The organism is Halobacterium sp. CBA1126, assembly GCF_009741975.1.
GTDB lineage: Archaea > Halobacteriota > Halobacteria > Halobacteriales > Halobacteriaceae > Halobacterium.
Genome location: NZ_WPCF01000008.1, coordinates 22488 through 44636 on the forward strand (window position 1 = coordinate 22488; position 22149 = coordinate 44636).

Annotated in this window: 20 protein-coding genes, 3 tRNA genes, 1 rRNA gene and 2 pseudogenes; 17 read left to right on the forward strand and 9 right to left on the reverse strand. The window is 70.0% G+C overall.

Annotated elements, in window-relative coordinates; all coding sequences use genetic code 11:
- The first annotated feature begins 54 nt into the window (after positions 1-54).
- The 4 genes from rrf (at position 55) to GJ634_RS02045 (ending at position 1535) form a co-directional block, all read left to right on the forward strand.
- Positions 55-176: ribosomal RNA gene (gene rrf / locus GJ634_RS02030) — 5S ribosomal RNA — on the forward strand.
- A 124-nt stretch (positions 177-300) separates the two neighbouring features.
- A tRNA-Cys gene (locus GJ634_RS02035) sits at positions 301-376 on the forward strand.
- Positions 377-477: 101 nt separating this feature from the next.
- Positions 478-1278: a hypothetical protein gene (locus GJ634_RS02040; protein WP_157500274.1), complete on the forward strand. Its 801-nt coding sequence runs from the start codon at positions 478-480 to the stop codon at positions 1276-1278.
- Positions 1279-1331: 53 nt separating this feature from the next.
- On the forward strand, positions 1332-1535 hold the full coding sequence (locus GJ634_RS02045) for a hypothetical protein (protein ID WP_157500275.1): 204 nt from the start codon (positions 1332-1334) through the stop codon (positions 1533-1535).
- A gap of 209 nt (positions 1536-1744) precedes the next feature.
- Here GJ634_RS02045 and GJ634_RS02050 read toward each other — a convergent pair.
- Positions 1745-1818, reverse strand: a tRNA-Lys gene (locus GJ634_RS02050).
- Positions 1819-1899: 81 nt separating this feature from the next.
- On the opposite strand from GJ634_RS02050, the gene GJ634_RS02055 reads away from it, so the two are divergent.
- Positions 1900-3135 (forward strand): M20 family metallopeptidase, encoded by a 1236-nt coding sequence (locus GJ634_RS02055; protein WP_157500276.1) that lies wholly within the window; start codon positions 1900-1902, stop codon positions 3133-3135.
- Here GJ634_RS02055 and GJ634_RS02060 read toward each other — a convergent pair.
- Together GJ634_RS02060 and GJ634_RS02065 are read right to left on the reverse strand one after the other, a co-directional pair.
- Positions 3126-3781, reverse strand: a pseudogene (locus GJ634_RS02060) (hypothetical protein). The gene GJ634_RS02055 and the pseudogene GJ634_RS02060 sit on opposite strands and share 10 nt — an antisense overlap.
- 32 nt (positions 3782-3813) lie before the next feature.
- Positions 3814-3957: a hypothetical protein gene (locus tag GJ634_RS02065; RefSeq protein ID WP_157500277.1), complete on the reverse strand. Its 144-nt coding sequence runs from the start codon at positions 3955-3957 to the stop codon at positions 3814-3816.
- A 237-nt stretch (positions 3958-4194) separates the two neighbouring features.
- Here GJ634_RS02065 and GJ634_RS02070 point away from each other — a divergent pair, with 237 nt between their 5' ends.
- The 3 genes from GJ634_RS02070 (at position 4195) to GJ634_RS02080 (ending at position 6665) form a co-directional block, all read left to right on the forward strand.
- Entirely contained in the window at positions 4195-4482 is a 288-nt protein-coding gene (locus GJ634_RS02070) for a hypothetical protein (protein ID WP_157500278.1), read from the forward strand.
- Positions 4483-4569: 87 nt separating this feature from the next.
- Positions 4570-6330 carry a nitrite/sulfite reductase gene (locus tag GJ634_RS02075; protein ID WP_157500279.1) on the forward strand — a complete coding sequence of 587 codons (1761 nt, stop codon included), beginning with the start codon at positions 4570-4572 and terminating at the stop codon, positions 6328-6330.
- Positions 6331-6395: 65 nt separating this feature from the next.
- Positions 6396-6665, forward strand: coding sequence for a DUF6360 family protein (locus tag GJ634_RS02080; protein ID WP_157500280.1), 270 nt, complete (start codon positions 6396-6398; stop codon positions 6663-6665).
- Here GJ634_RS02080 and GJ634_RS02085 read toward each other — a convergent pair whose 3' ends face one another.
- On the reverse strand, positions 6666-7916 hold the full coding sequence (locus GJ634_RS02085; RefSeq protein ID WP_157500281.1) for an MBL fold metallo-hydrolase: 1251 nt from the start codon (positions 7914-7916) through the stop codon (positions 6666-6668). It lies immediately after the preceding gene.
- A 204-nt stretch (positions 7917-8120) separates the two neighbouring features.
- On the opposite strand from GJ634_RS02085, the gene GJ634_RS02090 reads away from it, so the two are divergent.
- The 3 genes from GJ634_RS02090 to GJ634_RS02100 are packed head-to-tail and all read left to right on the forward strand — an operon-like array spanning position 8121 to position 10552.
- The gene (locus tag GJ634_RS02090) at positions 8121-9248 is read left to right on the forward strand and encodes a multicopper oxidase domain-containing protein (protein WP_157500282.1); all 1128 of its coding nucleotides are present in this window, start codon (positions 8121-8123) and stop codon (positions 9246-9248) included.
- 9 nt (positions 9249-9257) lie between these two features.
- Positions 9258-10271: a halocyanin domain-containing protein gene (locus GJ634_RS02095; protein ID WP_157500283.1), complete on the forward strand. Its 1014-nt coding sequence runs from the start codon at positions 9258-9260 to the stop codon at positions 10269-10271.
- A 53-nt stretch (positions 10272-10324) separates the two neighbouring features.
- Positions 10325-10552, forward strand: a complete 228-nt coding sequence (locus tag GJ634_RS02100) for a hypothetical protein (protein WP_157500284.1) — start codon at positions 10325-10327, stop codon at positions 10550-10552.
- Between the two features lie 2 nt (positions 10553-10554).
- On the opposite strand, the gene GJ634_RS02105 is transcribed toward GJ634_RS02100, so the two are convergent.
- The 3 genes from GJ634_RS02105 to GJ634_RS02115 form a co-directional block, all read right to left on the reverse strand.
- On the reverse strand, positions 10555-11160 hold the full coding sequence (locus GJ634_RS02105) for a hypothetical protein (protein WP_157500285.1): 606 nt from the start codon (positions 11158-11160) through the stop codon (positions 10555-10557).
- A gap of 93 nt (positions 11161-11253) precedes the next feature.
- Positions 11254-11856 (reverse strand): superoxide dismutase, encoded by a 603-nt coding sequence (sod, locus tag GJ634_RS02110; RefSeq protein ID WP_157500286.1) that lies wholly within the window; start codon positions 11854-11856, stop codon positions 11254-11256.
- A gap of 68 nt (positions 11857-11924) precedes the next feature.
- Positions 11925-12926, reverse strand: a complete 1002-nt coding sequence (locus tag GJ634_RS02115; RefSeq protein ID WP_157500287.1) for a PLP-dependent cysteine synthase family protein — start codon at positions 12924-12926, stop codon at positions 11925-11927.
- Positions 12927-13038: 112 nt separating this feature from the next.
- On the opposite strand from GJ634_RS02115, the gene GJ634_RS02120 reads away from it, so the two are divergent.
- From GJ634_RS02120 to GJ634_RS02145, 6 genes are all read left to right on the forward strand, one after another.
- Positions 13039-14184, forward strand: coding sequence for an acyl-CoA dehydrogenase family protein (locus GJ634_RS02120; protein ID WP_157500288.1), 1146 nt, complete (start codon positions 13039-13041; stop codon positions 14182-14184).
- 107 nt (positions 14185-14291) lie between these two features.
- Positions 14292-16580, forward strand: a complete 2289-nt coding sequence (locus tag GJ634_RS02125) for a nitric-oxide reductase large subunit (RefSeq protein ID WP_157500289.1) — start codon at positions 14292-14294, stop codon at positions 16578-16580.
- A gap of 61 nt (positions 16581-16641) precedes the next feature.
- Positions 16642-16726: transfer RNA gene (locus GJ634_RS02130), tRNA-Leu, on the forward strand.
- Positions 16727-16866: 140 nt separating this feature from the next.
- Positions 16867-17652, forward strand: a complete 786-nt coding sequence (locus GJ634_RS02135; protein ID WP_157500290.1) for an inositol monophosphatase — start codon at positions 16867-16869, stop codon at positions 17650-17652.
- Between the two features lie 60 nt (positions 17653-17712).
- On the forward strand, positions 17713-18162 hold the full coding sequence (locus tag GJ634_RS02140) for an Lrp/AsnC family transcriptional regulator (protein WP_157500291.1): 450 nt from the start codon (positions 17713-17715) through the stop codon (positions 18160-18162).
- A gap of 49 nt (positions 18163-18211) precedes the next feature.
- The gene (locus GJ634_RS02145) at positions 18212-19348 is read left to right on the forward strand and encodes a DUF63 family protein (RefSeq protein ID WP_157500292.1); all 1137 of its coding nucleotides are present in this window, start codon (positions 18212-18214) and stop codon (positions 19346-19348) included.
- Positions 19349-19678: 330 nt separating this feature from the next.
- Here the strand turns inward: GJ634_RS02145 and GJ634_RS02150 are convergent.
- Positions 19679-21381, reverse strand: a pseudogene (locus GJ634_RS02150) (YcaO-like family protein).
- 72 nt (positions 21382-21453) lie between these two features.
- Positions 21454-22149 (reverse strand): transcriptional regulator TbsP (gene tbsP, locus GJ634_RS15265; protein WP_197425360.1); only part of this gene is annotated, 696 nt, incomplete at its 5' end.

A 22149-nucleotide genomic window follows, 5' to 3' on the forward strand; every position in this document is an offset into this window, starting at 1 on the left:
CTGGCGTCCCGGACTTCCGTCCGGGGACAACGGTTCGATTCCGTTGGTCGGTATTAAGGCGGCCATAGCGGCGGGGCAACTCCCGTACCCATCCCGAACACGGAAGATAAGCCCGCCTGCGTTCCGGTCAGTACTGGAGTGCGCGAGCCTCTGGGAAATCCGGTTCGCCGCCTGCCAATCATACTTCATTCAGCCTCGAACAGCAGCTGTGCTGTTCGGGGCTTTTCGCATTTGTAGCGCGGAGTGGCGACGCTCCGGACCGCTACGTTTAAGCGAGCGAGCGCAGTACCACCAGACGGTGCCAAGGTGGCAGAGTTCGGCCTAACGCGGCGGCCTGCAGAGCCGCTCATCGCCGGTTCAAATCCGGCCCTTGGCTTTTTTGCGCGCGCTGCGGCCCGCTAATCCGCAGCCTCGTCGCCGCCTGCGACACGCGACGGGAAAGTAACGATTATACGACGCCCTCCCCACGCTTCGAGTATGCAACGACGTGCTGCGGCGGTGTCTGTCGTGGTCTTCCTTCTGCTGGCGGCCGGCGCGTACACGTTCATCGGCGCCGCCCAGCAGCCCGACGTGACACTCGAGGACCCTGATCACACGCTCTCCGCGAGCGAGACGCTGACGGTGGCGGGGACGTCGTACAGCTTCACGGAGGTCTCGGACGGCTCGGCGACCGCGGAGTGGACCAACGAGTCCGCGCGGTACACGGAGACGTGGGAGGCCGACGACACCGTGGTCTACGAGGGCGACAACTACTCGGTCGCGATCCCGAACCAGACGGACCCGAGTGAGTTCGAGCTCCGCGAGGTCCAGACGGTCGAATGGCCGACCGTCGAGCAGAACGGCACCACGTACGTCATCGTCGAGGAGGACGGCGAGCGCCGCCTCGTCGAGCGCGACGAGTACCTCCCCGAGCCCGTGGTCCACGAGTTCTCGGAGGGCGACGCGATCGAGCGCCCGGACAACGACAACGAGACGGTCGTCGCCTCGGTCACCAACACCTCGGTGACTATCGAGTGGTTCGCGCCGCGGACGAACGAGCTCAGCTTCGCCGAGGGCGAGAACACCACGCTCGGTGACACGGCGTACCTCGCGCACTTCGAACAGCAGGGCGGGGAGTCGGTCCTCCAGCTGACGACCGACTACCAGGACTACAACTCGGACGTCGCGGCGCAGTCGACGTTCCACGAGCGCATGAACGGCCTCTGGGGCATCGTCATCCTGAGCTCGCTGGCCGCGGCGCTGCTCGTGATGCTGGCGTTCATGCCGTCGCGGTACTGACGCCACCGGGGCGTTCCGTCACCGTTAACGTGTTCGGCGGCGAGGCGTCGTGCATGCAACAGCCATTCGCTGACACGCTCGACGTCTACGGCGTCCTCGTCGGCGCGTTCGTCGCGCTCGTCGGTATCGGGACGCTCGTCGGTATGCCGTGGCAGTACACGAACAGCGGCGTCGTCACCGTCCTGCAGGTCCTCGGCGCGCTCGGCGCCGTCGGCGTCGGGGTCGGGCTCGCCTGGCTCGCACACACGCAAGCGTAGCACGTTCCTCGTTCTCAACGTCCCCCAGTGGCGACGCCGTACTGACTCGGCCGACGGCAGAATACGGGCCGAGAGGGAGTGCTGCGGGGGATTTGAACCAGAGGAAGACGTTCCTGCTCACCTCGCTTCGCTCGGCTGCGTGGGCTGCGACTTCCGGGGTTCGAATCCCTCCACCCGATTCGTCGCTCGCGTTCGCTCGCGACGGAGTACGGGCCGAGAGGGATTTGAACCCTCGACCGTCTGGTTAAAAGCCAGACGCTCTGCCGGACTGAGCTATCGGCCCTCGATTTCACGTCGGGCAGCGCGACGTTAAACGTTTACCATCCAGCGAAACCCTTACGCGGCCGTCGGCGAACCCGTTGGTATGCAGCGCGTACGCGAGTTCGCGTCCGAACTGGTCGCCTTCGAGTCGACGGACGCGAACGAGGCGCCGGTGGCGGCGTGGTTCTCGGCGAAGCTGGCGGAGTTGGGCTTCGAGACGTACGAGTGGGACGTGGACGCGGAGTTGCTCGCGGGCCACCGGTCGTTCCCGGACGACCCGGCGGAGATCCGGGCGGCCGACCGGCGCAGCGTCGGTGGCGTCCTCGAACTCGGCGACCCGGACGCGGGGCCGACGCTCGTGTTGAACGGCCACCTCGACGTGGTGCCGGCGGACGAGGCGGTGTGGTCGTCGCAGCCGTTCGAAGCGCGGTGGCGCGGCGACGAACTGACGGCGCGGGGCGCGGCGGACATGAAGGCCGGGCTCGCGGCGTGCGTGTTCGCGGCGCTCGCGCTCGCGGAGCGTGACGTCGACGGCCGGGTCGTCGTCGAGGGCGTGGTCGGCGAGGAGGCGGGCGGCCTCGGCGCGGCGACCGCGGCGCTGGACAACCCCTACCCGTTCGAGCGGGACGCCGCGATTATCGCGGAGCCGACCGCACTCACGCCCGTGGTCGCCTCGGAGGGGAGTCTGATGAAGCGCCTGCGGCTGACCGGCCGGTCGTCGCACGCGGCGACGCCGTGGCGCGGCGAGTCCGTGCTCCCGCACTTCGACCGGGTCCGGGACGCGTTCGCGGAGCTCGCCGCGGAGCGCGAGCGGGCAGTCACCCACCCGCTGTACGAGGAGTACCCGACGAAGTGGCCCGTGGTCTGCGGGACGGTCGAAGCGGGCGAGTGGGCGTCGACGGTGCCGGCGTCGCTGACCACGGAGTGGCGCATCGGCGTCGCGCCCGGGGAGACCGTCGCCGAAGTGGAGGCGGCGTTCGACGAGCGGCTCGCCGAGGTGGTCGCGGACAGCGAGTGGCTCGCCGACCACCCGCCCGAGTTCGAGCGGTTCTCCGTCCAGTTCGAGGCGTCCGAGATCCCGCCCGACGAGCCGGTCGTGCGAGCCGTCCAGTCGGGGATGCGCGCGAACGACCTCGCGGAGACCGAGCCCCGGGGCGTGACCTACGGCGCGGACGCGCGCCACTACGTCGAGGCGGGGATTCCCGCGGTGCTGTTCGGGCCGGGGAGCATCGAGCAGGCGCACTTCCCGGACGAGACCATCGACTTCCGGGAGGTCGAGACCGCGGTGGACGCGCTCGCGGACGCGGGCGAGGCGTTCCTCGCCGAGAACTACAGGTAGTCGCGGAGCGCCTCGGCGACGACGTCGTCGGCGTCGCGGTCGGAGACGGTGGCGTGTCGCCGGAGGTCCCGGTACACCGGTGACGGGAGCGTGACCGTGAGTTCGCCGGGGGTGACGCCGAGTTCTTCGAGGACGTCGTCGAGCGCGTCGCCCTCGTTGACGGCGCTGGCGGCCTGCCGGACGTCCCGGACGGTGAGGTCGTTGTCGACGACGGCCCACGCGAGGAGGTAGCGGTCGTCGCCGCCGACGCGCGCGATGTGTTTCGCGGCGGTCGGCGGGATGTGGCCGGCGGCGACGTGCTCGCGGACGGCCGCGGGAGGTCGTGGACGCGCGCCCACTTCCGGATGAAGGAGACGCCGACGTCGCCGTCCGCGCGCTCGGCGGCGGCCTTGTAGGAGTTCTCCGCGCGGACGAGCGCGGCGCAGGCGGCGGCGCCGCGGAGCATGTAGAGGTGGCTGTCGCCGAGCTCGTTGCGCGCGAACGCGCCGACGGTGTCGGCGGCTTCCGCGACGCTGTCGGGGTCGTCGGGGTCGAACGAGACGGCTTCGCGGGCGTGCTCGCCGGTGACGCGTTCGTCGCCGCGGACGACCGGCTCGCCGACGGGCGACTCGCGGTCCGTCGGCGGGAGCCGCTCCTCGTCAGTCATGCCATCGAGTAACGGGGTCGCGCGTAAAACACCTACTCCTCGTCGTCGTGGTTCTCCCGGCGCTCCGAGAGGTGCTCCCAGATCTCCGTGCAGCCGGCGCCGGGTTCGACGTCGGCGAGGTGGTCGTCGTCGCGCTGCTCGTCGCGGTCGGCGTCGCGTTCGGCGTGTTGGTTCACTCGCCGTCCACCTCCGCTGCGAACAGCTCGGGTGCGGCGTCGGCGGACGCGTGTTGGCGGTTGCCGCGCGTACGGGTGTGCATACGCCACGGTAGGGAGCGCACACGGATAACTGTCGCTTCGCGCGCAACGCCCGCCAGCGCTGACCGGTACCAGAGAGTCTTGACGGTAGTGGTGACGACAGGCAGGCGTTACCAGCGCCGACGGGAGTACACGGCTGGCCGACCGAGGGGGAGTATGGCGACGCGACTCCGGCTGCTCGACGACGCCGCGTGGGTGAGCGTGAACGACGAGCGCGCGGTGGGGACCAGCGAGGTGTGGCCGGTCGCGGAGACGTTCTGTTCGTGCGAGCTCGCGTGGCTCGTCGTGGAAGCGTTCGTCGACGTGGGCGTGAACGGCCGGCGGGTGGAGGCGCGGCCGCACGGCCACTGCCTGAACTGCGGGGAGTCCGGCACGGCGCCGTGGCTCCCGGTGGGGAAGGTGACCGACGACGGCTTCCGGCTGGTCGAAGGTGTTCGGCGATAGCGGTAAGAGTCTCCGCTACCGGACGGCCGCGGGGAACCTTGACGGCAAGCACGCTTTGGTAAGGGAGGGAGCCGAGTATGTGTCTACATGCCCACGGACGTCGAGCAGTGGAAGGACGAGGTCTACGGTAACGAGATCCGGGAGCATCTCTTCCGGTTCGCCGAGGAGGGCTGGGACGCCATCCCCGAGGAGGAAGAGGACGCGTGGTTCGAGCGCTTCAAGTGGTGGGGGCTGTACCACCAGCGGAAGGGCCAGGAGAGCTACTTCATGATGCGCATCGGGACGCCGAACGGCGTCCTCGAGCCCGGCCAGCTCCGCACGGTCGCGGAGGTCGCCGACGAGTACGCCCGCGGCCCGGTCGACAACCCCGAGTTCGGCGCGGCGTACTGCGACTGGACGACCCGCCAGTCCATCCAGCTCCACTGGATCAAACTGGAGGACGTCCCGGACATCTTCGAGAAGCTCGAATCGAACGGCCTCACGACCCAGCAGGCCTGCGGTGACTCGTGGCGGAACATCGTCGGCTGTCCGGTCGCCGGCAAGGACACCCACGAGCACGTCGACGCGTGGCCGGTCGCCGAGGAGCTCCACGAGACGTTCAAGGGCAACGACGACTACTCGAACCTCCCGCGGAAGTGGAAGGTCTCGGTGACGGGCTGCGACCAGGGCTGCGGGCAGGGCGACATCAACGACCTCGCGTTCGAGCCCGCGGAGAAGGACGGCGAACTCGGCTTCAACGTCCGCATCGGCGGCGGCCTCGCGCGCAAGGAGCCGCGGTTCGCTCGCGACGTCGACATCTGGGTGCCCGAGGAGAAGGTCACCGACATCGCGGGCGCCGCGACCGAGCTGTTCCACGACCACGGCGATCGCGAGGACCGCTACAACGCCCGCATCAAGTTCCTCGTCGACGAGTGGGGCGCCGACAAGGTCCGTCGCGTCCTCCAGGAGGACTACGTCGACTGGGAGCTGGAGAGCGCGGGCGACGACCTCCGCGACCAGTACACGTACAACGCCGGCGGCCACGAGCACGGCGACCACGTCGGCGTGCACGAGCAGCCCGACGGCAACTACTACGTCGGCCTGAACGTCCTCGTCGGCCGGCAGGGCGTCGACGACGTCTACGAGCTCGCCGACCTCGCCGACGAGTACGGCAGCGGCGAGGTCCGGCTCACGCAGCGCCAGAACGTCATCGTGACGGACATCCCCGAGGAGGACCTCGACGACTTCCTCGCGGCGGACCTCCTCGATGACTACTCGCCGGACCCCCACCCGTTCATGCGGGGCTCCATCGCGTGCACCGGCACCGAGTACTGCTCGCTGTCCATCGTGGAGACGAAGAACCGCCAGGTGCGGTACGCGCGCTGGCTGAAGGAGAACGTCGACGTCCCGGACGGCGTCACCGACTTCCACATCCACCTCTCGGGCTGCACCGCCTCCTGCGCGCAGCCCCAGATTGCGGACGTCAGCCTCCGCGGGATGAAGACCCGCAAGGACGGCGAGCCCGTGGAAGCGCTCGACGTCGGCCTCGGCGGCGGCCTCGGCGAGAACCCCCAGTTCGCGGAGTGGGTGGAGATGCGCGTGCCCGCCGACGAGGTGCCGGGGTACATCCAGAACTTACTCGCGACCTACGAGGACGAGCGCGAGGGCGAGGAGACGTTCCGCGAGTTCATCCAGCGGCAGGACGAGGACGCCCTGCAGGCGCTCGCTGACCCCGAGGAGACCGACTACGAGGACCCGTACATGCACAACACGAAGATGACGTGGTACCCGTACGCCGACGAGGACGACATGGGCTCCAGCCCGGCGCCGACGAACGGCGACGGCGAACCCATCTCCGCGGACGACTAACTCTCCTCTCTTCTCTCTGCTGCCGCTGTCGAAACACCCACGGGGCTGTCCCGCGTTCGCCCCTCATGGCCGACCGCATCATCAAGGTCAACGCGTACACGACGTTCAACCTCCTCGACGGCGAGGCCGAGGGCCACGGGTGGACGGAGGAAGCCCTCGCCGTGTTGAACGTCACGACCGACGACGGCGACGTGCTCCTCGAGCTCGAACTGGACAACACGGACACCGAGCGCGTGCCCGCGCACGCAGAGCGCGCGACCCTCTCGCCGGACGAGGCCCGCGAGCTCGCCGACGCCCTCGAGTCGTACGCCGACCGCGCGGAGAGCGACGAGTAGCTACACCGTGAGCGTCGGCCCGCGCTCGGGCGCGCTGGCGTCGAAGCCGTCCGCGCGCAGCTGGTCGGCGAACCACTCGCAGCGGTCGCCGTGGTTGACGAGCACCTCGGCGCCCCGGTAGTCCTCGAGGAAGTCGAGCAGCCCCTCGCGGTCGGCGTGCGCGGAGAAGTCGTAGCTGTTGACGCGCGCGGCGACCCGGCGGTGGCGGCCGCCGAGTTTCGCGCTCCCCGTGTCCAGTAGCTCGCGCCCGGGCGTCCCCTCGACCTGGTAGCCGGTGAGCGCGAGTTCGTTCTGGGGGTTGCCCGCGATTGCGGGGACGTACGTCATCGCGGGGCCGCCCGAGAGCATCCCCGCGGTGGTGACGATGGCCGTCGGCTTCTCGGCGATGCGCTCGCGCTGGCCGTTCCGCGTCGACTTGTCGAGGAAGCGCGCGTGCCCGCGAGCCCGCTGGAAGGCGTCGGCGTCCCGGAGGAACTCGTCGGTCTCCGCGAACCGCTCGGTGACGGCGACGCCCATCCCGTCGACGTAACACGGGACGTCGTGGGCGGCACACACCATGAACAGCTCCTGCGTGCGCCCGACCGCGAACGCGGGGACGACGGCGGTGCCGCCGCCGCGAATCGTCTCTTCGACCGACGCCGCGAACCGCTCCTCGATGCCGGCGCGGTCCTCGCGAGTGACGTCCGCGTACGTCGCCTCCGTGATTACGACGTCCGCGTCCGGGCGCGCGGTCGTCCCCGCGAGCAGGCGCTGGTCCTCGGTGTTGAAGTCCGCGGTGTACAGCAGGCGCGTATCTCCGTCGTCCACTAGGACGTGTGCGCTCCCGGGGATGTGGCCGGCGTCGTAGAACGTCACCTCGTAGCCGGCGGCCTCGAAGGACTCCCGGTAGCCGTGCGTCACGGAGACTTCGCCGAGTGCGGCCACCTCCGCGCGCGTGAACGGGCAGTCGTAGCGGCCGCCGCGCTCGCCGCCGCCCTGCAGTTTGAGCGTGTCCTGCGCGAGCAGGCGCGTGAGGTCCCGGGTGGGGGGCGTCCAGTGAATCGGCGGCCGGCGGGTGCCGGCGACGAGCGCGGGGACGGCGCCGGCGTGGTCGAGGTGGCCGTGGCTCACGACGACCGCGTCCGGCTCGACGTCCGCGGGGTAGCCCGGTGGCGTTCCGGGCTTCATCCCGTAGTCGAGCAGCAGCGAGTCGTCGACGAGAACCGCGCTCCGCCCGACCTCGCGGGCGCCGCCGAGGAACCGCACGTCCATACCCGCGATTGGCGAGCGCGGCGTTTGGGTCCGTCGGTCCGCCCCGCGAACCCAGCCGCCACCCCCGAATGTGGGGAGTTAGCATTCGACTCGAAACTGCCCGCCCTAACCCCTGCCGCGAACGTGTTCGGCTCCGTTCCCGGCTCGTAGTACTGTGGTCTCCGGTTTACGTGTGTCTGGCGCCGACCGACCACGTGAGACAACATGGACGAACACTACTCCCGAAGACGGTTCCTCGCAAGCACTGGCGTCGCCGGCGTCGCGGCGCTCGCCGGCTGTACCGCACCGGCCCGGCAGGGCGAGAGCGTGACGGAGACGACCCCCAGCCAGCAGGCCTCCCAGTCGACGCTCCCGACGACCAGCCCGCCCGAGGTCGTCGACGCGACCGAACAGGGCAACCAAGTGACGCTGAAGAGCGTGCCCGCCGTCCACCACGCCCACCCGCTCGAGTCGATGGGCGGCCCCGTGGAACTCCCGCGCGTGTGGGCGTTCGCGACCGAGGACGGTGACCCGAGCGTCCCCGGCCCCATCGTCCGCACCGAGGAAGGCGAGGACATCGAAGTCACCCTCGACAACACCGAGGGCAAGCGCCCCCACACCCTGCACTTCCACGGCACGCAGAAGGCGTGGGAGGACGACGGCGTCCCGACCACGACGGGCATCCGCGTCGACCCCGGCGAGAAACACACGTACACGATTCCCGCGAACGTCCCCGGCACGCACGTCTACCACTGCCACTACCAGACCCACCGGCACATCGACATGGGGATGTACGGCATCTTCCGCGTCGACCCCGAGGGCTACGAGCCCGCGGACAAGGAGTACTTCATGACGGTCAAGGACTGGGACTCCCGGCTCAACCGGAAGATGGCCGGCGAGGACGTCTCCTACAGCCCCCGCACGCGCAGCCCGGACGTGTTCACGGTCAACGGGAAGGCCGCGCCGCGCACCCTCCACCCCGAGGACGGCTCGCCCATCATCGTCGACGAGGGCGACACGGTGCGCATCCACTTCGTCAACGGCGGCTACATGAACCACCCGCTGCACCTCCACAACCACCGCTTCCGGCGCATCGAGAAGGACGGCGGGCAGATTCCCGAGGCCGCCCAGCACGAGATGGACATCACGAACATCGCGCCCGCCGAGCGCCACACCATCGAGTTCGAGGCCGACGCCGAGCCCGGCATCTACCTGATGCACTGTCACAAGGTCAACCACGTGATGAACGGCTCGTACTACCCCGGCGGCATGCTCTCCGGCATCGTCTACCGGGACGCCATGGACACGGACATCTTCGCCCAACTGATGGAGTACGCGGGCTACGAAGCCTGACCCAGGACCATGACCACGCACGACACCCCCACGGTCACGAGGCGCAACGTGCTGAAGACGACGGCTGCCGCGGGCGCCGCGGCGGCCACCGGCGCGGCGTTCACCGGCGCCGCGGCCGCACAGGACGGCGGCCTCGAGTCGTGGTTCGAGGGCGTCGGCAACTACGACGGCGTCGTCGACGAGACCGGCAAGTCCGAGGTCACCGTCGAGGTCGGCGTCGATGCCAACGGCGGACCGTACGGCTTCGGCCCGGCGGCGATTCGCGTCGATCCCGGGACGACGGTGACGTGGGAGTGGGTCGAAGGCTCACACAACGTCGCGGCCGAGGACGGGAGCTTCGAGAGCGAGCTCACCGACGAGTCCGGGTTCACGTTCACGCAGACGTTCGACGAGGAGGGCGTCACCCGGTACGCGTGCACGCCGCACAAGACGATGGGCATGAAGGGCGCCGTCGTCGTCGGCGACGTCGACGTCGGCGCCTCGTCGTCCAGCGGCTCCGGCGAGCAGTCCGGCTCCGGCGGCGCCCAGGCGGTCGACTTCGACGGCTGGTTCGAGGGCGTCAGTAACTTCGACGGCGTCGTGGACGAGACCGGCCAGTCGCAGGTCACCGTGGAGGTCGGGACGGAGGCCAACGGCGGCCCGTACGGCTTCAGTCCCGCCGCGATTCGCGTCGACCCCGGCACCGAGGTCGTCTTCGAGTGGGTGAACGGCACCCACAACGTCGTCGCGGAGGACGGCAGCTACGAGAGCGAACTCACCAACGAGTCCGGGTTCACGTACTCCCGGACGTACGACAGCGAGGGCGTCTCGAAGTACTACTGCAACCCCCACAAGACGATGGGGATGAAAGGCGCCGTCGTCGTCGGCAGCGGCGGCGGTAGCAGCGGCGGCGGTGGCGGCGGCAGCGACTTCTCGACGTCCGACATCGGCGTGCTCGCGTTCGCGGGCGCGCTCGTCGGCGGCCTGCTGTCGCCGTTCGCGCTGCGCGCCACGAAGTCCTCGTCGTCGCCGTCGAACCGCTGACGGTAGCGGGAGCCACGAGCCATAAGTGGCTCCGCACAGACCGTCCGCGTACCATGGACGAAGTACTCGAAGTCGCCGAGCTCGCGACCGACGCCGGCGTCGAAGGCGTACTCGTCTGGGTGTTCCGACTGCTCGGCCTCGTGCTCGCGCTCGCGGGGCTCGGGCTGTGGCTGCTCGCGGACTTCTCGTTCCTCTGGATTCCCGCGGTGCTGCTCGTCCTCGGAATCCTGCTCGCCGTCGTCCCCGACCTCCTGCTGTCGCTGGTCGAACTCGCGGGCTGACGCTACTCGTTCTGAACCGTGCGCTCGGTGACGTAGACGGGATACCGGTCCTCGTGCGTGCGGCCGGCGAACTGAACCGTCGCGTCGACGCTGTGCGGGGTCGCCCGCGACACCTCGTGGCGCGACGCCGCCGGCTCCGAGAGCACCTCGCCGTCGCGCGAAAGGCGGGTGGTCAGCGAGACCACGATTCGAAAGCCGTCCTGCTCGCCGCGAGTACTGATGCCGACGGTCGGCGTCTCCTCGCCCGAGAGCCGTTCGTCCAGCAGCGAGCGGACGTACTCCGCGGCGACCGACGCGCCCTCGACGTGACCCCACTCTTCGAAGGGCTCGTAGTCGTACTCGACGACCTCGTCGCCGGCCATCGTCGCCGGGTACCGCACGGTGTCGTTCGACTCGACGTACCGGTAGTCGGCGTCCGTCACCGTGCGCTCGACGGTGGCCTCGGCGGCCCCGCCGCGAACCGGCTCGCGTTCGGTGGCCGTGGTCGTCGTGTCGGTCGCCGAGGCGTCCGTGGTCGTCACCGCGGGGTCGCTCGGCGCGGCGAGACAGCCCGCGACCGGGAGCGTGCCGGCGGCTACGAGGCCGAGGACGCGGCGTCTGGAGGGCATCGCGCGGACCGAGACGGGGAACCGATAAAAGTCTTCAGGGGCGGGCCGGCGCGGCTCGGATGCCGAACGGCGGGCCGACGGTCGAATACGGCGTTACTCGAACTTCTCGACGAGGTCCGCGTAGCGCGCGGCGGGCTCGTCCCAGTCGACGACTTCGAAGAAGTTGTCGACGAAGTCGCCGCGGTCGGGGCCGTAGTCGTAGTAGTAGGAGTGCTCCCAGACGTCGAGGGCCAGAATCGGGTGCGAGCCCCAGAGGGCGCCCTGGTCGTGTTTGTCGACGACGACGTTGCGGAGCTGCTCGGAGTGGCTGTCGTACACGAGGAGCGCCCAGCCGCCCGCGGCGGAGGCGGCCGCGCGGAACTCGCCCTCCCACGCTTCGTAGGAGCCGAAGTCCTCCTCGATGCGGGCTCGCAGGTCGCCCTCGGGCTCGTCGCCGCCCTCGGGGCTCATCGACTGCCAGAACAGGTCGTGGAGGATGTGGCCGGAGCCGTTGTGCGTGACGTTCCCGATGGCACCGGCGGAGGAGGAGAAGTCGCCGTCCTCGCGGTTGGCTTCGAGGGTTTCCTCGGCGGCGTTCCAGCCGTTGACGTAGCCCTGGTGGTGCGTGTCGTGATGCCACGTCAGCACCTGCTCGGAGACGTGCGGTTCGAGTGCGTCGTAGTCGTACGGCAGCGGCGGCAGTTCGTAGTCAGTCATTCCAGTTAACCCCAACGCGGCCCTGCCTCTTGGTGGTTTCCGGAAGCGCGTTTTAGTTGGAAGTCCAACTACTCGACGTGCTCGGCGTACGGCTCGCGGTCGGGGTAGCGGTCGCCGCGGTCCGGTAGCGGCACGACCACGACGTCGTCTGCGTCGAGGGTGCCCCGCTCGGCCAGCCGGTCGACCATCGCGACGGCGCCGCCCGAGGACGGCCCGACGAGGAACTCGCCGTTCACGCGGAGCTCCGACCGGACGAACCCCCGGGACCACTGCCCGGCGTCCCGAATCTCGGGTGCTGCGTCGGCGTGACGGCACCGGAGCCGGCGCACGTAGTCGTAGGCGGTGTCGGTGTCGACGTACTCGCGGCCGTCCAGCGCGTCGAACTCGTAGGTGTCGGGGACGAACGTCCCCGGGTCGTGCATGTGCTTCAGCCCCGCGATGTCGTGGTCGGTCGCGGGCGGCTCGTAGCCGTGGACGCGCACGCCGCGCGGCCGGAGCGCGTGGCTCACCCCGACGAGCGTGCCGCCCGTTCCGGCGCCCGCGACGAAGTGCGTCACCTCGCCGCCGGTCTGCCGCCAGATCTCGGGCCCGGTCGTGCCCGCGTGGACCGCGGGGTTCGCGGGGTTCTGGTACTGGTTCGGGTAGACGTACTCCTCGGGGCGCTCGGCCGCGAGGTCCCGGCAGCGCATCACGAACGCGTCGTAGCCCGCCTCGGCGTCCACGAACCGCAGTTCGGCGCCAGCGTCCCGGATGGCGTCGACCTTCCCGCCGCCGGCGTCGTCGGGCAGCACGATTTCGACGTCGTGGCCCATCGCGGCGCCGACGCGCGCGACCGCCGAGCCCGTGTTCCCGCTGGACGCCTCGAGTATCGTGCGGTCGCCGTCGAGGTCGCCGCGCGCGGCCGCCGCCTGCAGCATCGCCTGTCCGATGCGGGTCTTCACCGACCCGCCGCCGTGGTCGAGGGGCGCGAGGTTGAACCACTCGGCTTTCCCGTAGACGGTCGGGGCGACGCCGGCGTCGAGTTCCACCAGCGGCGTCCGTCCGACCTCGCTGCGGTCCACGTCGGCCATGTGCGGCGGTTCGGGGGACGCCGGCAAAAGCGGTTGGGCCGCGCGGAAGAACCCCGGGGGAATTGTTCGGGGTTTACGAGCGTTTTTGTCCCGGTGTTCGGTACACGTCAACATGGACTTCGGGTTGACCGACGAGCAGCAGGCGATACAGGAGGAGGTCCGGCGGTTCGCGGACAACGAGATTCGGCCGGTGGCCTCCGAGTACGACAACGAGGAAACGTACCCCTACGAGGTGATGGACGCGGCCGCGGACGCCGGCCTGCTCGGGCCGACCATCCCTCTCGACTACGGCGGCGCGGGCTACTCGCCCGTCGAGGCCGCGCTCATCACCGAGGAGCTGTTCGCCGCCGACCCCGGCATCGGGCTCTGCGTCTCCAGCGCCGGCTTCGGCGCCGAGTCCATCATCGAGTTCGGCACCGAGGACCAGAAGGAGCGCTGGCTGCCTGACGTCGCGTCCGGCGACGCCGTCATGGGGTCGGCAATCAGCGAACCCGACACGGGGTCGGACGTCTCCAGCGTCTCCACGCGCGCCGAGCGCGACGGCGACGAGTTCGTCCTCAACGGCAACAAGATGTGGATCACGAACGGCTCCGTCGGGGACTTCTTCGTCGTGCTCTGCGAGACCGACCCCGACGCGAGCGGCCGGTACAACGGCTTCAGCCAGATCGTCGTGGAGGCCGACCGGGACGGCTTCGAGGCCGAGAAGATCACGGGGAAGCTCGGGATTCGCGCCAGCGACACCGCGGAGCTGCGCTTCGACGACGTGCGCGTCCCCGAGGAGAACCTCGTCGGGACGGAGGGCGGGGGGTTCCTCCAGCTGATGCAGTTCTTCGACGAGACGCGCACGATGGTCGCCGCGCAGGGCGTCGGCATCGCGAAGGGCGCCGCCGAGCGCGCGCTCGACTACGCCCAGGAGCGCGAGCAGTTCGGCCGCCCCATCAGCGACTTCCAGGCCATCGAGCACAAGCTCGCGGAGATGCACACGCAGACGGAGGCCGCGCGCACGCTCACTCGGAAGTCCGCGTGGAGCGTCGAACACGAGGACGACCAGCTCACCGCGCTCGCGTCGATGGCCAAGGAGTTCGCCTCCCGGGTCGCCGTCGAGGTCGCCGACGAGGCCGTCCAGATTCACGGCGGCGCCGGCTACGTCGACGACTTCGACGTCGAGCGGTTCTACCGGGACGCCAAGATCACTCAGATCTACGAGGGGACGACCGAGATTCAGAAGAACATCATCGCGCGCGAGCTGCTCGAGTAGCGGCCCCGAACATCTTCGAGCGGCCGTACATCCGGGGCTGACGGGTCCGTCCCCAGGGTCTCGGAATCCGCCGTAGCCTTTTCCAGCAGCCACCTGAACCCCGCAACATGGACGTCACCAGGTCAACGCTCGCGAAGATACTCGCGGTCGTGTTCGTCCTGAACCTCGTCGTCATGGGCGCCGGTGCCGCCTACTCCTACCAGCACCAGCCCCCGATTCCCGACGAGATCGTCGGGCCGGACGGCGACGTGCTCGCCACCCACGAGTCGATTCAGGACGGCAAGGCCGTCTTCCAGTCGAACGCGCTGATGAACCACGGGTCGATTCTCGGCAACGGCGCGTACTTCGGCGCCGACTACACCGCCGACGCGCTCGAACTGAAGACCGAGTTCATGCGGGAGTACTACGCCGACGAGCGGTACGGCGAACCCTACGCCGACCTCTCCGCGGAAGCGCAGGCCGGCGTGGACAGCCGCGTGACCGCCGACCTCGACCGCTCGATGTCCGGCGACTCCGCCGACTACACCGCCGCCGAAGCGTACGCCCACGAGCAGGTCCGCGAGGTGTACGTCGAACGCTACCACGAGGGCGACGCCGAGCGCGGCATCCCCGAGGGGATGATCGGCTCCGCGGAGGACGCCCGCAAGTTCGCGGACTTCGCGATGTGGACGGCGCTGGTCTCCCACGCCGAGCGCCCCGGCACCGACCACAGCTACACGAACGACTGGCCGTACAACCCGCTCGCCGGCAACGAACCCACGGGCGCGACGATGGTGTGGAGCGCCATCTCGATGGTGTTGCTCGTCGGCGGCGCCGGCCTCGGCGTCTGGCTGTACAACAGCATCGAGCTCCCCGAGCCCTCCACGGAGGGCATCAAGGTCCCCGACCCCGCGGACGTCGACCTGCTCCCGAGCCAGCGCGCCGCCACCCGGTTCATACCGGTCGCGGCGCTGCTGTTCGTCGGCCAGGTGTTGCTCGGGGCGCTGCTCGCGCACTACTACGTCGAACGCGACGCGTTCTTCGGCATCGGGGAAGCGCTCGGCGTCGACGTCATCCAGTGGCTGCCGTTCGCGCTCGCGAAGACCTACCACCTCGACCTCGGCATCCTCTGGATCGCGACGATGTGGATCGGCGCCGGCCTCTTCCTCCCCGGCCTGCTGACCGGCCACGAGCCCGACAGACAGGTGCCCGCCATCAACGGCCTGCTCGGCACCCTGCTCCTCGTCGTCGTCGGCGGGTTCGTCGGCATCTACCTCGGGTCGAAGGGGTTCTTCGACGGCCCGCTGTGGTGGCTGCTCGGCAACGAGGGCCTCGAGTACGTCGAAGTCGGGCGCGTCTGGCAGGTCGGCCTCCTGCTCGGGTTCGCCATCTGGGCGTTCCTCGCGTACCGCGGCCTCAAGCCGCTGCTCGACCGCGAGCAGCGCTTCGGGCTCGCGCACATGATCCTGTACGCGGGCGGCTCCATCGGCCTGCTGTTCGTCGCGGGCATGCTGTACACGCCCGACTCGAACATCGTGATGACGGAGTTCTGGCGGTGGTGGGTCGTCCACATGTGGGTCGAGGGCGCCTTCGAGTTCTTCATCGTCGCCATCGTCGGCATCACCCTCGTCTCCATGGGCCTGCTGCGCAAGCGCTCCGCGGAGAAGGCCGTCGCCCTGCAGGTGTTGTTCGTGATGGGGAGCGGCGTCATCGGCGTCAGCCACCACTACTGGTGGATCGGTCAGCCCGACGTCTGGATTCCGTTCGGGAGCGTCTTCTCCACGCTCGAGCTCGTCCCGCTCATCCTCATCCTCTTCGAGGCGCTCGGGCAGTACCGCGCGCTCGCCGCCAGCGACGACACGTTCCACTACAAGCTCCCGTTCGCGTTCATCATCGCGTCCGGGGTGTGGAACTTCTTCGGCGCGGGCGTGCTCGGGTTCTTCATCAACCTCCCGCTCATCAACTACTACGAGCACGGCACCTACCTCACGGTCGCGCATGCCCACGCCGCGATGTTCGGCGCGTTCGGGCTGCTCGCGCTCGGCATGGCGACGTACATGCTGCGGCTCTCCGTCGACCCCGCGGAGTGGGTGGGCAAGCGCCTCTGGTGGGCGTTCTGGCTGTGGAACGCCGGCCTCGCCGTGATGGTCGGGCTCTCGCTGCTTCCCGTCGGCTTCCTCCAGCTGGAGGCCGCGTTCACCGAGGGGTACGCGGCCGCCCGCTCGCTGGCGTTCTACAACCGCGACCTCGTCCAGCTGCTGTTCTGGGCGCGGTTCCCCGGGGACACCATGCTCATCCTCGGCACCGTCGTCTTCGCCTACGACGTCGTGAAGAAGCGGTTCGTGCTCCGGGACGTCACGGAGGACGCCTCCACGGGTCCGGTCGCCTCCCGCGTGCTCGGTGACGACGACGACTGAGCACGCCTTCTCGGCCGATTCGCAACGCCTAAACCCGGCACGCGCGGACTACTCGACGCGTGCGAGGGTAGCCAAGCTCGGCCAACGGCGACGGACTCAAGATCCGTTCTCGTAGGAGTTCGAGGGTTCGAATCCCTTCCCTCGCATCGCCGGCGCCTCGTGCGCCGCGGGATGCGGGAAGTCCGCGAGGCGGACTTCCCTCGCAAAACTTCACTGCACGACGCCGCCCAGCGACGGCTCCGGGTCGACCGACGGGACTTTGGGGCGGCGGACCGCCACTCCGGGCATGGACGAGGACCGCGCGAGCGTCGCCGAGCGCGCCGCGCTCGCAGGCAGCGAGGTCGCCTACGAGGCGTTCCGCACCGGCATCGACGTGGAGACGAAGTCCGGGAAGACGGACGTCGTGACGCAGGCCGACCGGGACGCCCAGCGCCGCGTCATCGAGGTGATTCGGGAGACCCACCCCGAGGACGCCATCGTCGGCGAGGAGGAGGACGAACTGAAGGAGGTCCCTGAGACGGGCGCCGCGTGGATTATCGACCCCATCGACGGCACGAACAACTTCGTGCGGGACACCCAGATCTGGGCAACGTCCGTCGCCGCGGTGAAGGACGGCGAGACGGTCGCCGCCGCGAACGTGCTGCCCGCGCTCGGCGACAAGTACGTCGCCGGCGACGGCGACGCGACGCGGAACGGCGAGCCAGTCACGGTCAGCGAGAAGACCGACCCGGAGACGTTCGCCGTCGCGCCGACCATCTGGTGGGGGTTCGACGACCGCGACGAGTACGCCCGCGCCTGCGAGGCCGTCGTCACCCGGTTCGCGGACCTCCGGCGGTACGGCTGCGCGCAGGCCGTCCTCTCGATGGTCGCCAGCGGCCAGCTCGAGGGCGCGATTACGAACGTCCGCGTGAACGCGTGGGACTCCGTCGCGGGCGTCCACCTCGTGCGGCAGGCCGGCGGCGTCGTCACCGACGTCCACGGCGACCGCTGGGAACCCGTCTGCGAGGGCTTGGTGGCGTCGAACGGCGAAGCCCACGACGTCGTCCTCGACGCCGCGCAGGACATCGAGTAGCGCGTCGCGAAACTCGGGCGAGCAGTAAGCGTATTGGGCGCCTCGCCCGACTGTCCGCGTATGGAGCTAGACGAGACGGACCGCGAGATTCTGCGCGCGCTCCAGGCGGACGCCCGCAAGCCGTTCAGCGAGATCGCGCGCGAGATCGACATGTCCAGCGCGACCGTCCACGACCGCGTCAACCGCATGGAGGACGCCGGCGTCATCCGCGGCTACCACGCCGACGTCGACCCGAAGGCCGCCGGCCTCGGCACCTCCGCGGTCGTCGGCCTGCGCGTCGAACAGGGCCGCGAGCAGGACGCCCTCGACCGCCTCGCGGACATCGACGGCGTCCAGGAGATCCACCTCACGACCGGCGAGTGGGACATCGTGTTGCGGGTGTACGCCGAGGACACGGACACGCTCCGCGAGCTCATGTTCGAGGAGATCGCGGACGTCGACGGGTTCGCGCGCTCCCAGACGATGGTCGTCCTCGCCACGGAGTACGAGTCCCACGAGCTCCCGCTGTAGCCGCGCCCAGACCGCAACCGTAAAACCGCCACCGGCCGCCACTTCCAGTATGACGTTCCCCGAGACCGACCGCGAACGCGCGTGGACCGCGCTCGTCGCGGTCGCGGTCGCCGCCCTCGCCGCCGGGTCGCTGTTGTTCCCCGACACCGTCTACGGCGGCTTCGTCTGGCACTACTTCTGGGGCCCAGTCGTCGCCGACGCCAACGGCGCGCACTGCGCCGCGTGGAACGGCGGCGCCGTCGAACTCCTCTACGACGCCGGCGCCTGCTCGGCCGCCGCCGAGCCCGTCGCGTACCCCGGCTACACGCTCGTCTCCGAGGTCGGCTACGCGGTCACGCTGCTCGTCTCGCTGGTCGGCGTCACCTTCCTCCTCGACAACCTCGAAGTCGGCGAGGACCTCGACATGCTGTACGCCCTCTTCCCGTTCGTCCTGCTCGGCGGCGCGCTCCGCGTCGTCGAGGACGCCAACGACGCCGCCGCGGCCGCCCCGGGCGTCGAGCAGTTCCTCTCGTTCCCCGCGAACACGCTCATCATCAGCCCCATCATCTACTTCGTGATGTTCGCCATCACGCTCGTCGCGCTCGTCGCCTGCGTCGCGCTCGCGCGCCGCACCGACGCCGTCGACGGCTACCTCCGGCCGCTCGCGGGCGTCGGCACCGCCCTCCTCCTCGCGACGGTCGGCTTCCTCGTCTACCTCGCCGTGAGCACCGACTACGTCTCCCTGCTCCCGCAGTTCACGCTGCTCACGCTCCTGTTCGCCACGATAATCACCGCGGGCGTCTGGTACGTCGTCCGCCGCCGGCTCCCCGAGGTCGCCTCCGGCACGGAGTTCGCGGGCGCCGTCGTCCTCTGGGGGCACGCCGTCGACGGCGTCGCGAACGTCATCGGCCTCGACTGGGCGGACGAACTCGGCCTCCCGTACGACCTCGTCCCCAAGCACCCGGTCAACGCCGCGGTCGTCGACATCACGCAGGACGTCCTCCCCGCCTCCATCATCCACTACACGGGCGACGCGTGGCCGTTCCTCGTGCTCAAAGTCGTCGCCGCGCTGTTCGTCCTCTGGCTGTTCGACGCCCGCCTCCGCGAGGACGCCCCCCGGTACTTCACGCTCATGCTCGTCGCCGTCCTCGCCGTCGGGTTAGGTCCGGGAAGTCGGGACATGCTCAGAGCGACGTTCGGTATCTAAGAAGCGCTTTATTCGCACTTTTCCAGCGCTCGTGGCGCTTCGCGGTGCTTAGTCGGTCGTCGGCCTGCGTTCTCTCACTTCGTTTGCTCACGCAGTGAACCGGCGACCTTCCGGGGCCTCCGGCCCGCTCGGTCGCCGGACGCTCGCGACCGGTTGACCCAACCGCTGACGAGAATCGGCGAGCGAGCGGTTCGAAGAACCCGAGCGAAGCCGTTCACCGCGAGCCGGAGGCTCGCGGGCCGACGAACGACCGTAGGGAGTGAGGAGTGCTTTTGGTGAAGCTTTTGCCGAGCAAGCGGCGCGTAGCGCCGCTCGCGCAGCGCAAAAGGTTCAGGGGAAGGGATGGAACGGCTTGTCCAGCCGCGCCTGAAACCCCATCTCCCGCGGAATCTCACGCGCGCGCTCGCCGAAGAACGCGTCGTTGACGAACAGCGGCTGGGCTTCCGGCACTAACACCCGGACGGCTTCGAAGCGCGGGATTCGAGGTCGCGGGTGGTGAGGCGGGCGGCGTAGGCGTCGAGGTCGGCGTCCGCGAGCGCGTCGAGCACGGCGTCGAGTTCGTCGGCTCCCGCGGGCGGGTCGTCCGGGCCGACGTCGGCGGCCGGAATCGTCGTCTCGGGGTCGACGAACCCGCGGACGTCGCGCGGGAAGTCCGCGTACTTGCCGATGGCGCCGTCCTCGTCGGCGGCCTGCTCGGGGCCCATGGCGCGGAGCTCCATCCAGTTCTGGACGGCCTCGCAGAGCGCGTCCGTCGCGGCGGCCTCGGCGTCGAGGTCGGCGGCGGAGCCGAGCGCGAACCGCGGCCACTCGTCGCGGTGGACCGCGACCGCGACCACCGGGACGTCGACGTCCTGCGTGCAGAGCAGCGGCGTGACTGTGAGGTTCTCCGCGCGAGCGCGCCGCGCCAGCTCATCGAAGCCGGAGTCGTCGACGGCGAGCCCGAGCGGGTCGAAGGTGGAGTACCACGACAGCATCGTGGCGTCGCGTTCGACGACCTCGTAGAGCCCCGAGAGCACCGCGCCGACTCCCGAGTTCCCGAGGCCGAGCCCCGTGGTAATCGACGGGCCCGTGCTGTCCTCGGGCGGCGGGAAGACGACGCGGTCCGCGGGCAGCAGCGCCGACTCGTCCGCGCCGAGCTGCCGGCCGCGTACCCACTCGCGTTCGCCGCCGTCGTCGCTGGCGGTCTCGGGGCGGACGAAGCGCTCCGGCGGGACGGCGGCCGGGTGGTCGGCGGGCGCGGTCTCGAAGTCGCTCTCGCGGTAGACGCCCGCGGCGTAGCGCTCGGAGCCCTCGCCGACGGCCTTCATGTAGGCGGCGTTCCAGTCGGCGGCGACGCCCGCGGACTTCGTGGTGGCTTCGGCGTCGCTGAACCCCGTGGTGTCGGTGCCGACCGCGAGGTAGTACGGCGCGGGGAACGACTCGCGCTCGCCGACCGCCGACAGCACGCCCACGCGGTCGTCGACGAGCGGTTCGGCGGCCGCGAGCGCGTCGTCAAGCGACCGGTCCTCGTCACCGAGTTCGAGGCCGTCGCTCGGCCCGCCGGCCGCACACGAGCAGTTCGGGACGGGGGCGAGCGAGCGCTCGGCGTACGGGAGTTCGACGACGGTCCCGGGTTCAGCGTTTCCGCGGAGCGCGTCCGCGGCGAGGCGGCCGGCGTGGGCGCCCGCGAGCCGGACCGCGCTCCGGTCGGCGCTCGGCGATTCCGCCGGTTCGTGGCCCGTCGCGGTCACGCGCGCCGCTAAACACTCGAAACACGGCCCCTCCGGTGCGAGCAGTGAGACGCCCGCGTCGACGTCCGCGAGCGGGCGGCCGCCGAGCCCGCCGACCTCGACGGTGAGCAGCGGCGTCCCGCCCTTGCGGGCGTTCTCGTTCGCGGTGGTGAACCCGCCGGAGCCGGCGACGCCGACGACGACCGCGAACGCCGCGTCCGCGACGCCCCCGACGCTCGTGCTCTCGACGGCGGCGTCGACGTCCGCGAGCGCGTCCCGGACCGCTTCGACCGCCGGGCCGTCGCCGACGACGGCGACGGTCACGGCGACTCCTCCAGTGGCATGGCTACTGGGTGGGGCGACGCGGGGAAAACAGTACGGGATTCGGCGGACGGCCTACGAGAGGACCGACTGGGCGGCGTTCGCGAGTTCGGCGGGCGGCGCGTCCTCGAGGCGGTCGTCGGCGAGCTTGAGTCGGAGGCGCGGTCGGCCGACGTCGATGGGGACCTTCTCGGTGTCGATGAGGCCGAGGTCCTCGAGTTTGGTCTTCGTGCGGGAGAACGTCGCCTTCGACGCGATGCCGACGTCCTCGCCCCACTTGCTGATGTCGTAGAGCAGTTCGCGGTTCTTCGCGGCGACCAGCAGGCTGACGGTCACTTCGTCGAGGCCGTCGCCGTCGCCGCGCGCGGTCTCCATGGACGCGAGCACGTCGCCGAAGTCCTCCTCGACGTCGGGCCCGATGTCCTCGCCGAGGGTCCGGCGGACGCGGTCGATGGCGGGCGTGCGGAGCGTGAACTGTTCGGCGTCCGCCCAGTCGTCGGCGACGGCGTCGTAGGCGGTCGCGGCGAACTCCTCGTCGTCGGTGGTGAGGCCGCCGACGAGGCCGCCGACGTCGACGAGCGCGACCGTGCGCTCCTCGGTGACGAGCATCGACGAGCGCGCGTCGCCGGCGAACGTGCGCAGCTCCAGCGTGCCGTCTTCGACGAGGTTCGCGGCGTTGCTCGCGACGATGAAGTCGTCCATGACGTCCTTGAGCGTGCGCTCGTCGCCGAGCAGTTTGATGGCGGGGAGCTCGCCTCGTAGGCGTTGACG

What these genes read in the sequence shown, in the direction of transcription:
- GJ634_RS02125 (WP_157500289.1), top strand. Translation starts at nt 14,292, where the DNA reads ATGGACGTCACCAGGTCAACGCTCGCGAAGATACTCGCGGTCGTGTTC.
- GJ634_RS02070 (WP_157500278.1), top strand. Translation starts at nt 4,195, where the DNA reads ATGGCGACGCGACTCCGGCTGCTCGACGACGCCGCGTGGGTGAGCGTG.
- GJ634_RS02080 (WP_157500280.1), top strand. Translation starts at nt 6,396, where the DNA reads ATGGCCGACCGCATCATCAAGGTCAACGCGTACACGACGTTCAACCTC.
- GJ634_RS02045 (WP_157500275.1), top strand. Translation starts at nt 1,332, where the DNA reads ATGCAACAGCCATTCGCTGACACGCTCGACGTCTACGGCGTCCTCGTC.
- GJ634_RS02135 (WP_157500290.1), top strand. Translation starts at nt 16,867, where the DNA reads ATGGACGAGGACCGCGCGAGCGTCGCCGAGCGCGCCGCGCTCGCAGGC.
- GJ634_RS02055 (WP_157500276.1), top strand. Translation starts at nt 1,900, where the DNA reads ATGCAGCGCGTACGCGAGTTCGCGTCCGAACTGGTCGCCTTCGAGTCG.
- GJ634_RS02105 (WP_157500285.1), bottom strand. Translation starts at nt 11,160, where the DNA reads ATGCCCTCCAGACGCCGCGTCCTCGGCCTCGTAGCCGCCGGCACGCTC.
- GJ634_RS02145 (WP_157500292.1), top strand. Translation starts at nt 18,212, where the DNA reads ATGACGTTCCCCGAGACCGACCGCGAACGCGCGTGGACCGCGCTCGTC.
- GJ634_RS02085 (WP_157500281.1), bottom strand. Translation starts at nt 7,916, where the DNA reads ATGGACGTGCGGTTCCTCGGCGGCGCCCGCGAGGTCGGGCGGAGCGCG.
- GJ634_RS02090 (WP_157500282.1), top strand. Translation starts at nt 8,121, where the DNA reads ATGGACGAACACTACTCCCGAAGACGGTTCCTCGCAAGCACTGGCGTC.
- GJ634_RS02040 (WP_157500274.1), top strand. Translation starts at nt 478, where the DNA reads ATGCAACGACGTGCTGCGGCGGTGTCTGTCGTGGTCTTCCTTCTGCTG.
- GJ634_RS02095 (WP_157500283.1), top strand. Translation starts at nt 9,258, where the DNA reads ATGACCACGCACGACACCCCCACGGTCACGAGGCGCAACGTGCTGAAG.
- GJ634_RS02140 (WP_157500291.1), top strand. Translation starts at nt 17,713, where the DNA reads ATGGAGCTAGACGAGACGGACCGCGAGATTCTGCGCGCGCTCCAGGCG.
- sod (WP_157500286.1), bottom strand. Translation starts at nt 11,856, where the DNA reads ATGACTGACTACGAACTGCCGCCGCTGCCGTACGACTACGACGCACTC.
- GJ634_RS02115 (WP_157500287.1), bottom strand. Translation starts at nt 12,926, where the DNA reads ATGGCCGACGTGGACCGCAGCGAGGTCGGACGGACGCCGCTGGTGGAA.
- GJ634_RS02100 (WP_157500284.1), top strand. Translation starts at nt 10,325, where the DNA reads ATGGACGAAGTACTCGAAGTCGCCGAGCTCGCGACCGACGCCGGCGTC.
- GJ634_RS02075 (WP_157500279.1), top strand. Translation starts at nt 4,570, where the DNA reads ATGCCCACGGACGTCGAGCAGTGGAAGGACGAGGTCTACGGTAACGAG.
- GJ634_RS02120 (WP_157500288.1), top strand. Translation starts at nt 13,039, where the DNA reads ATGGACTTCGGGTTGACCGACGAGCAGCAGGCGATACAGGAGGAGGTC.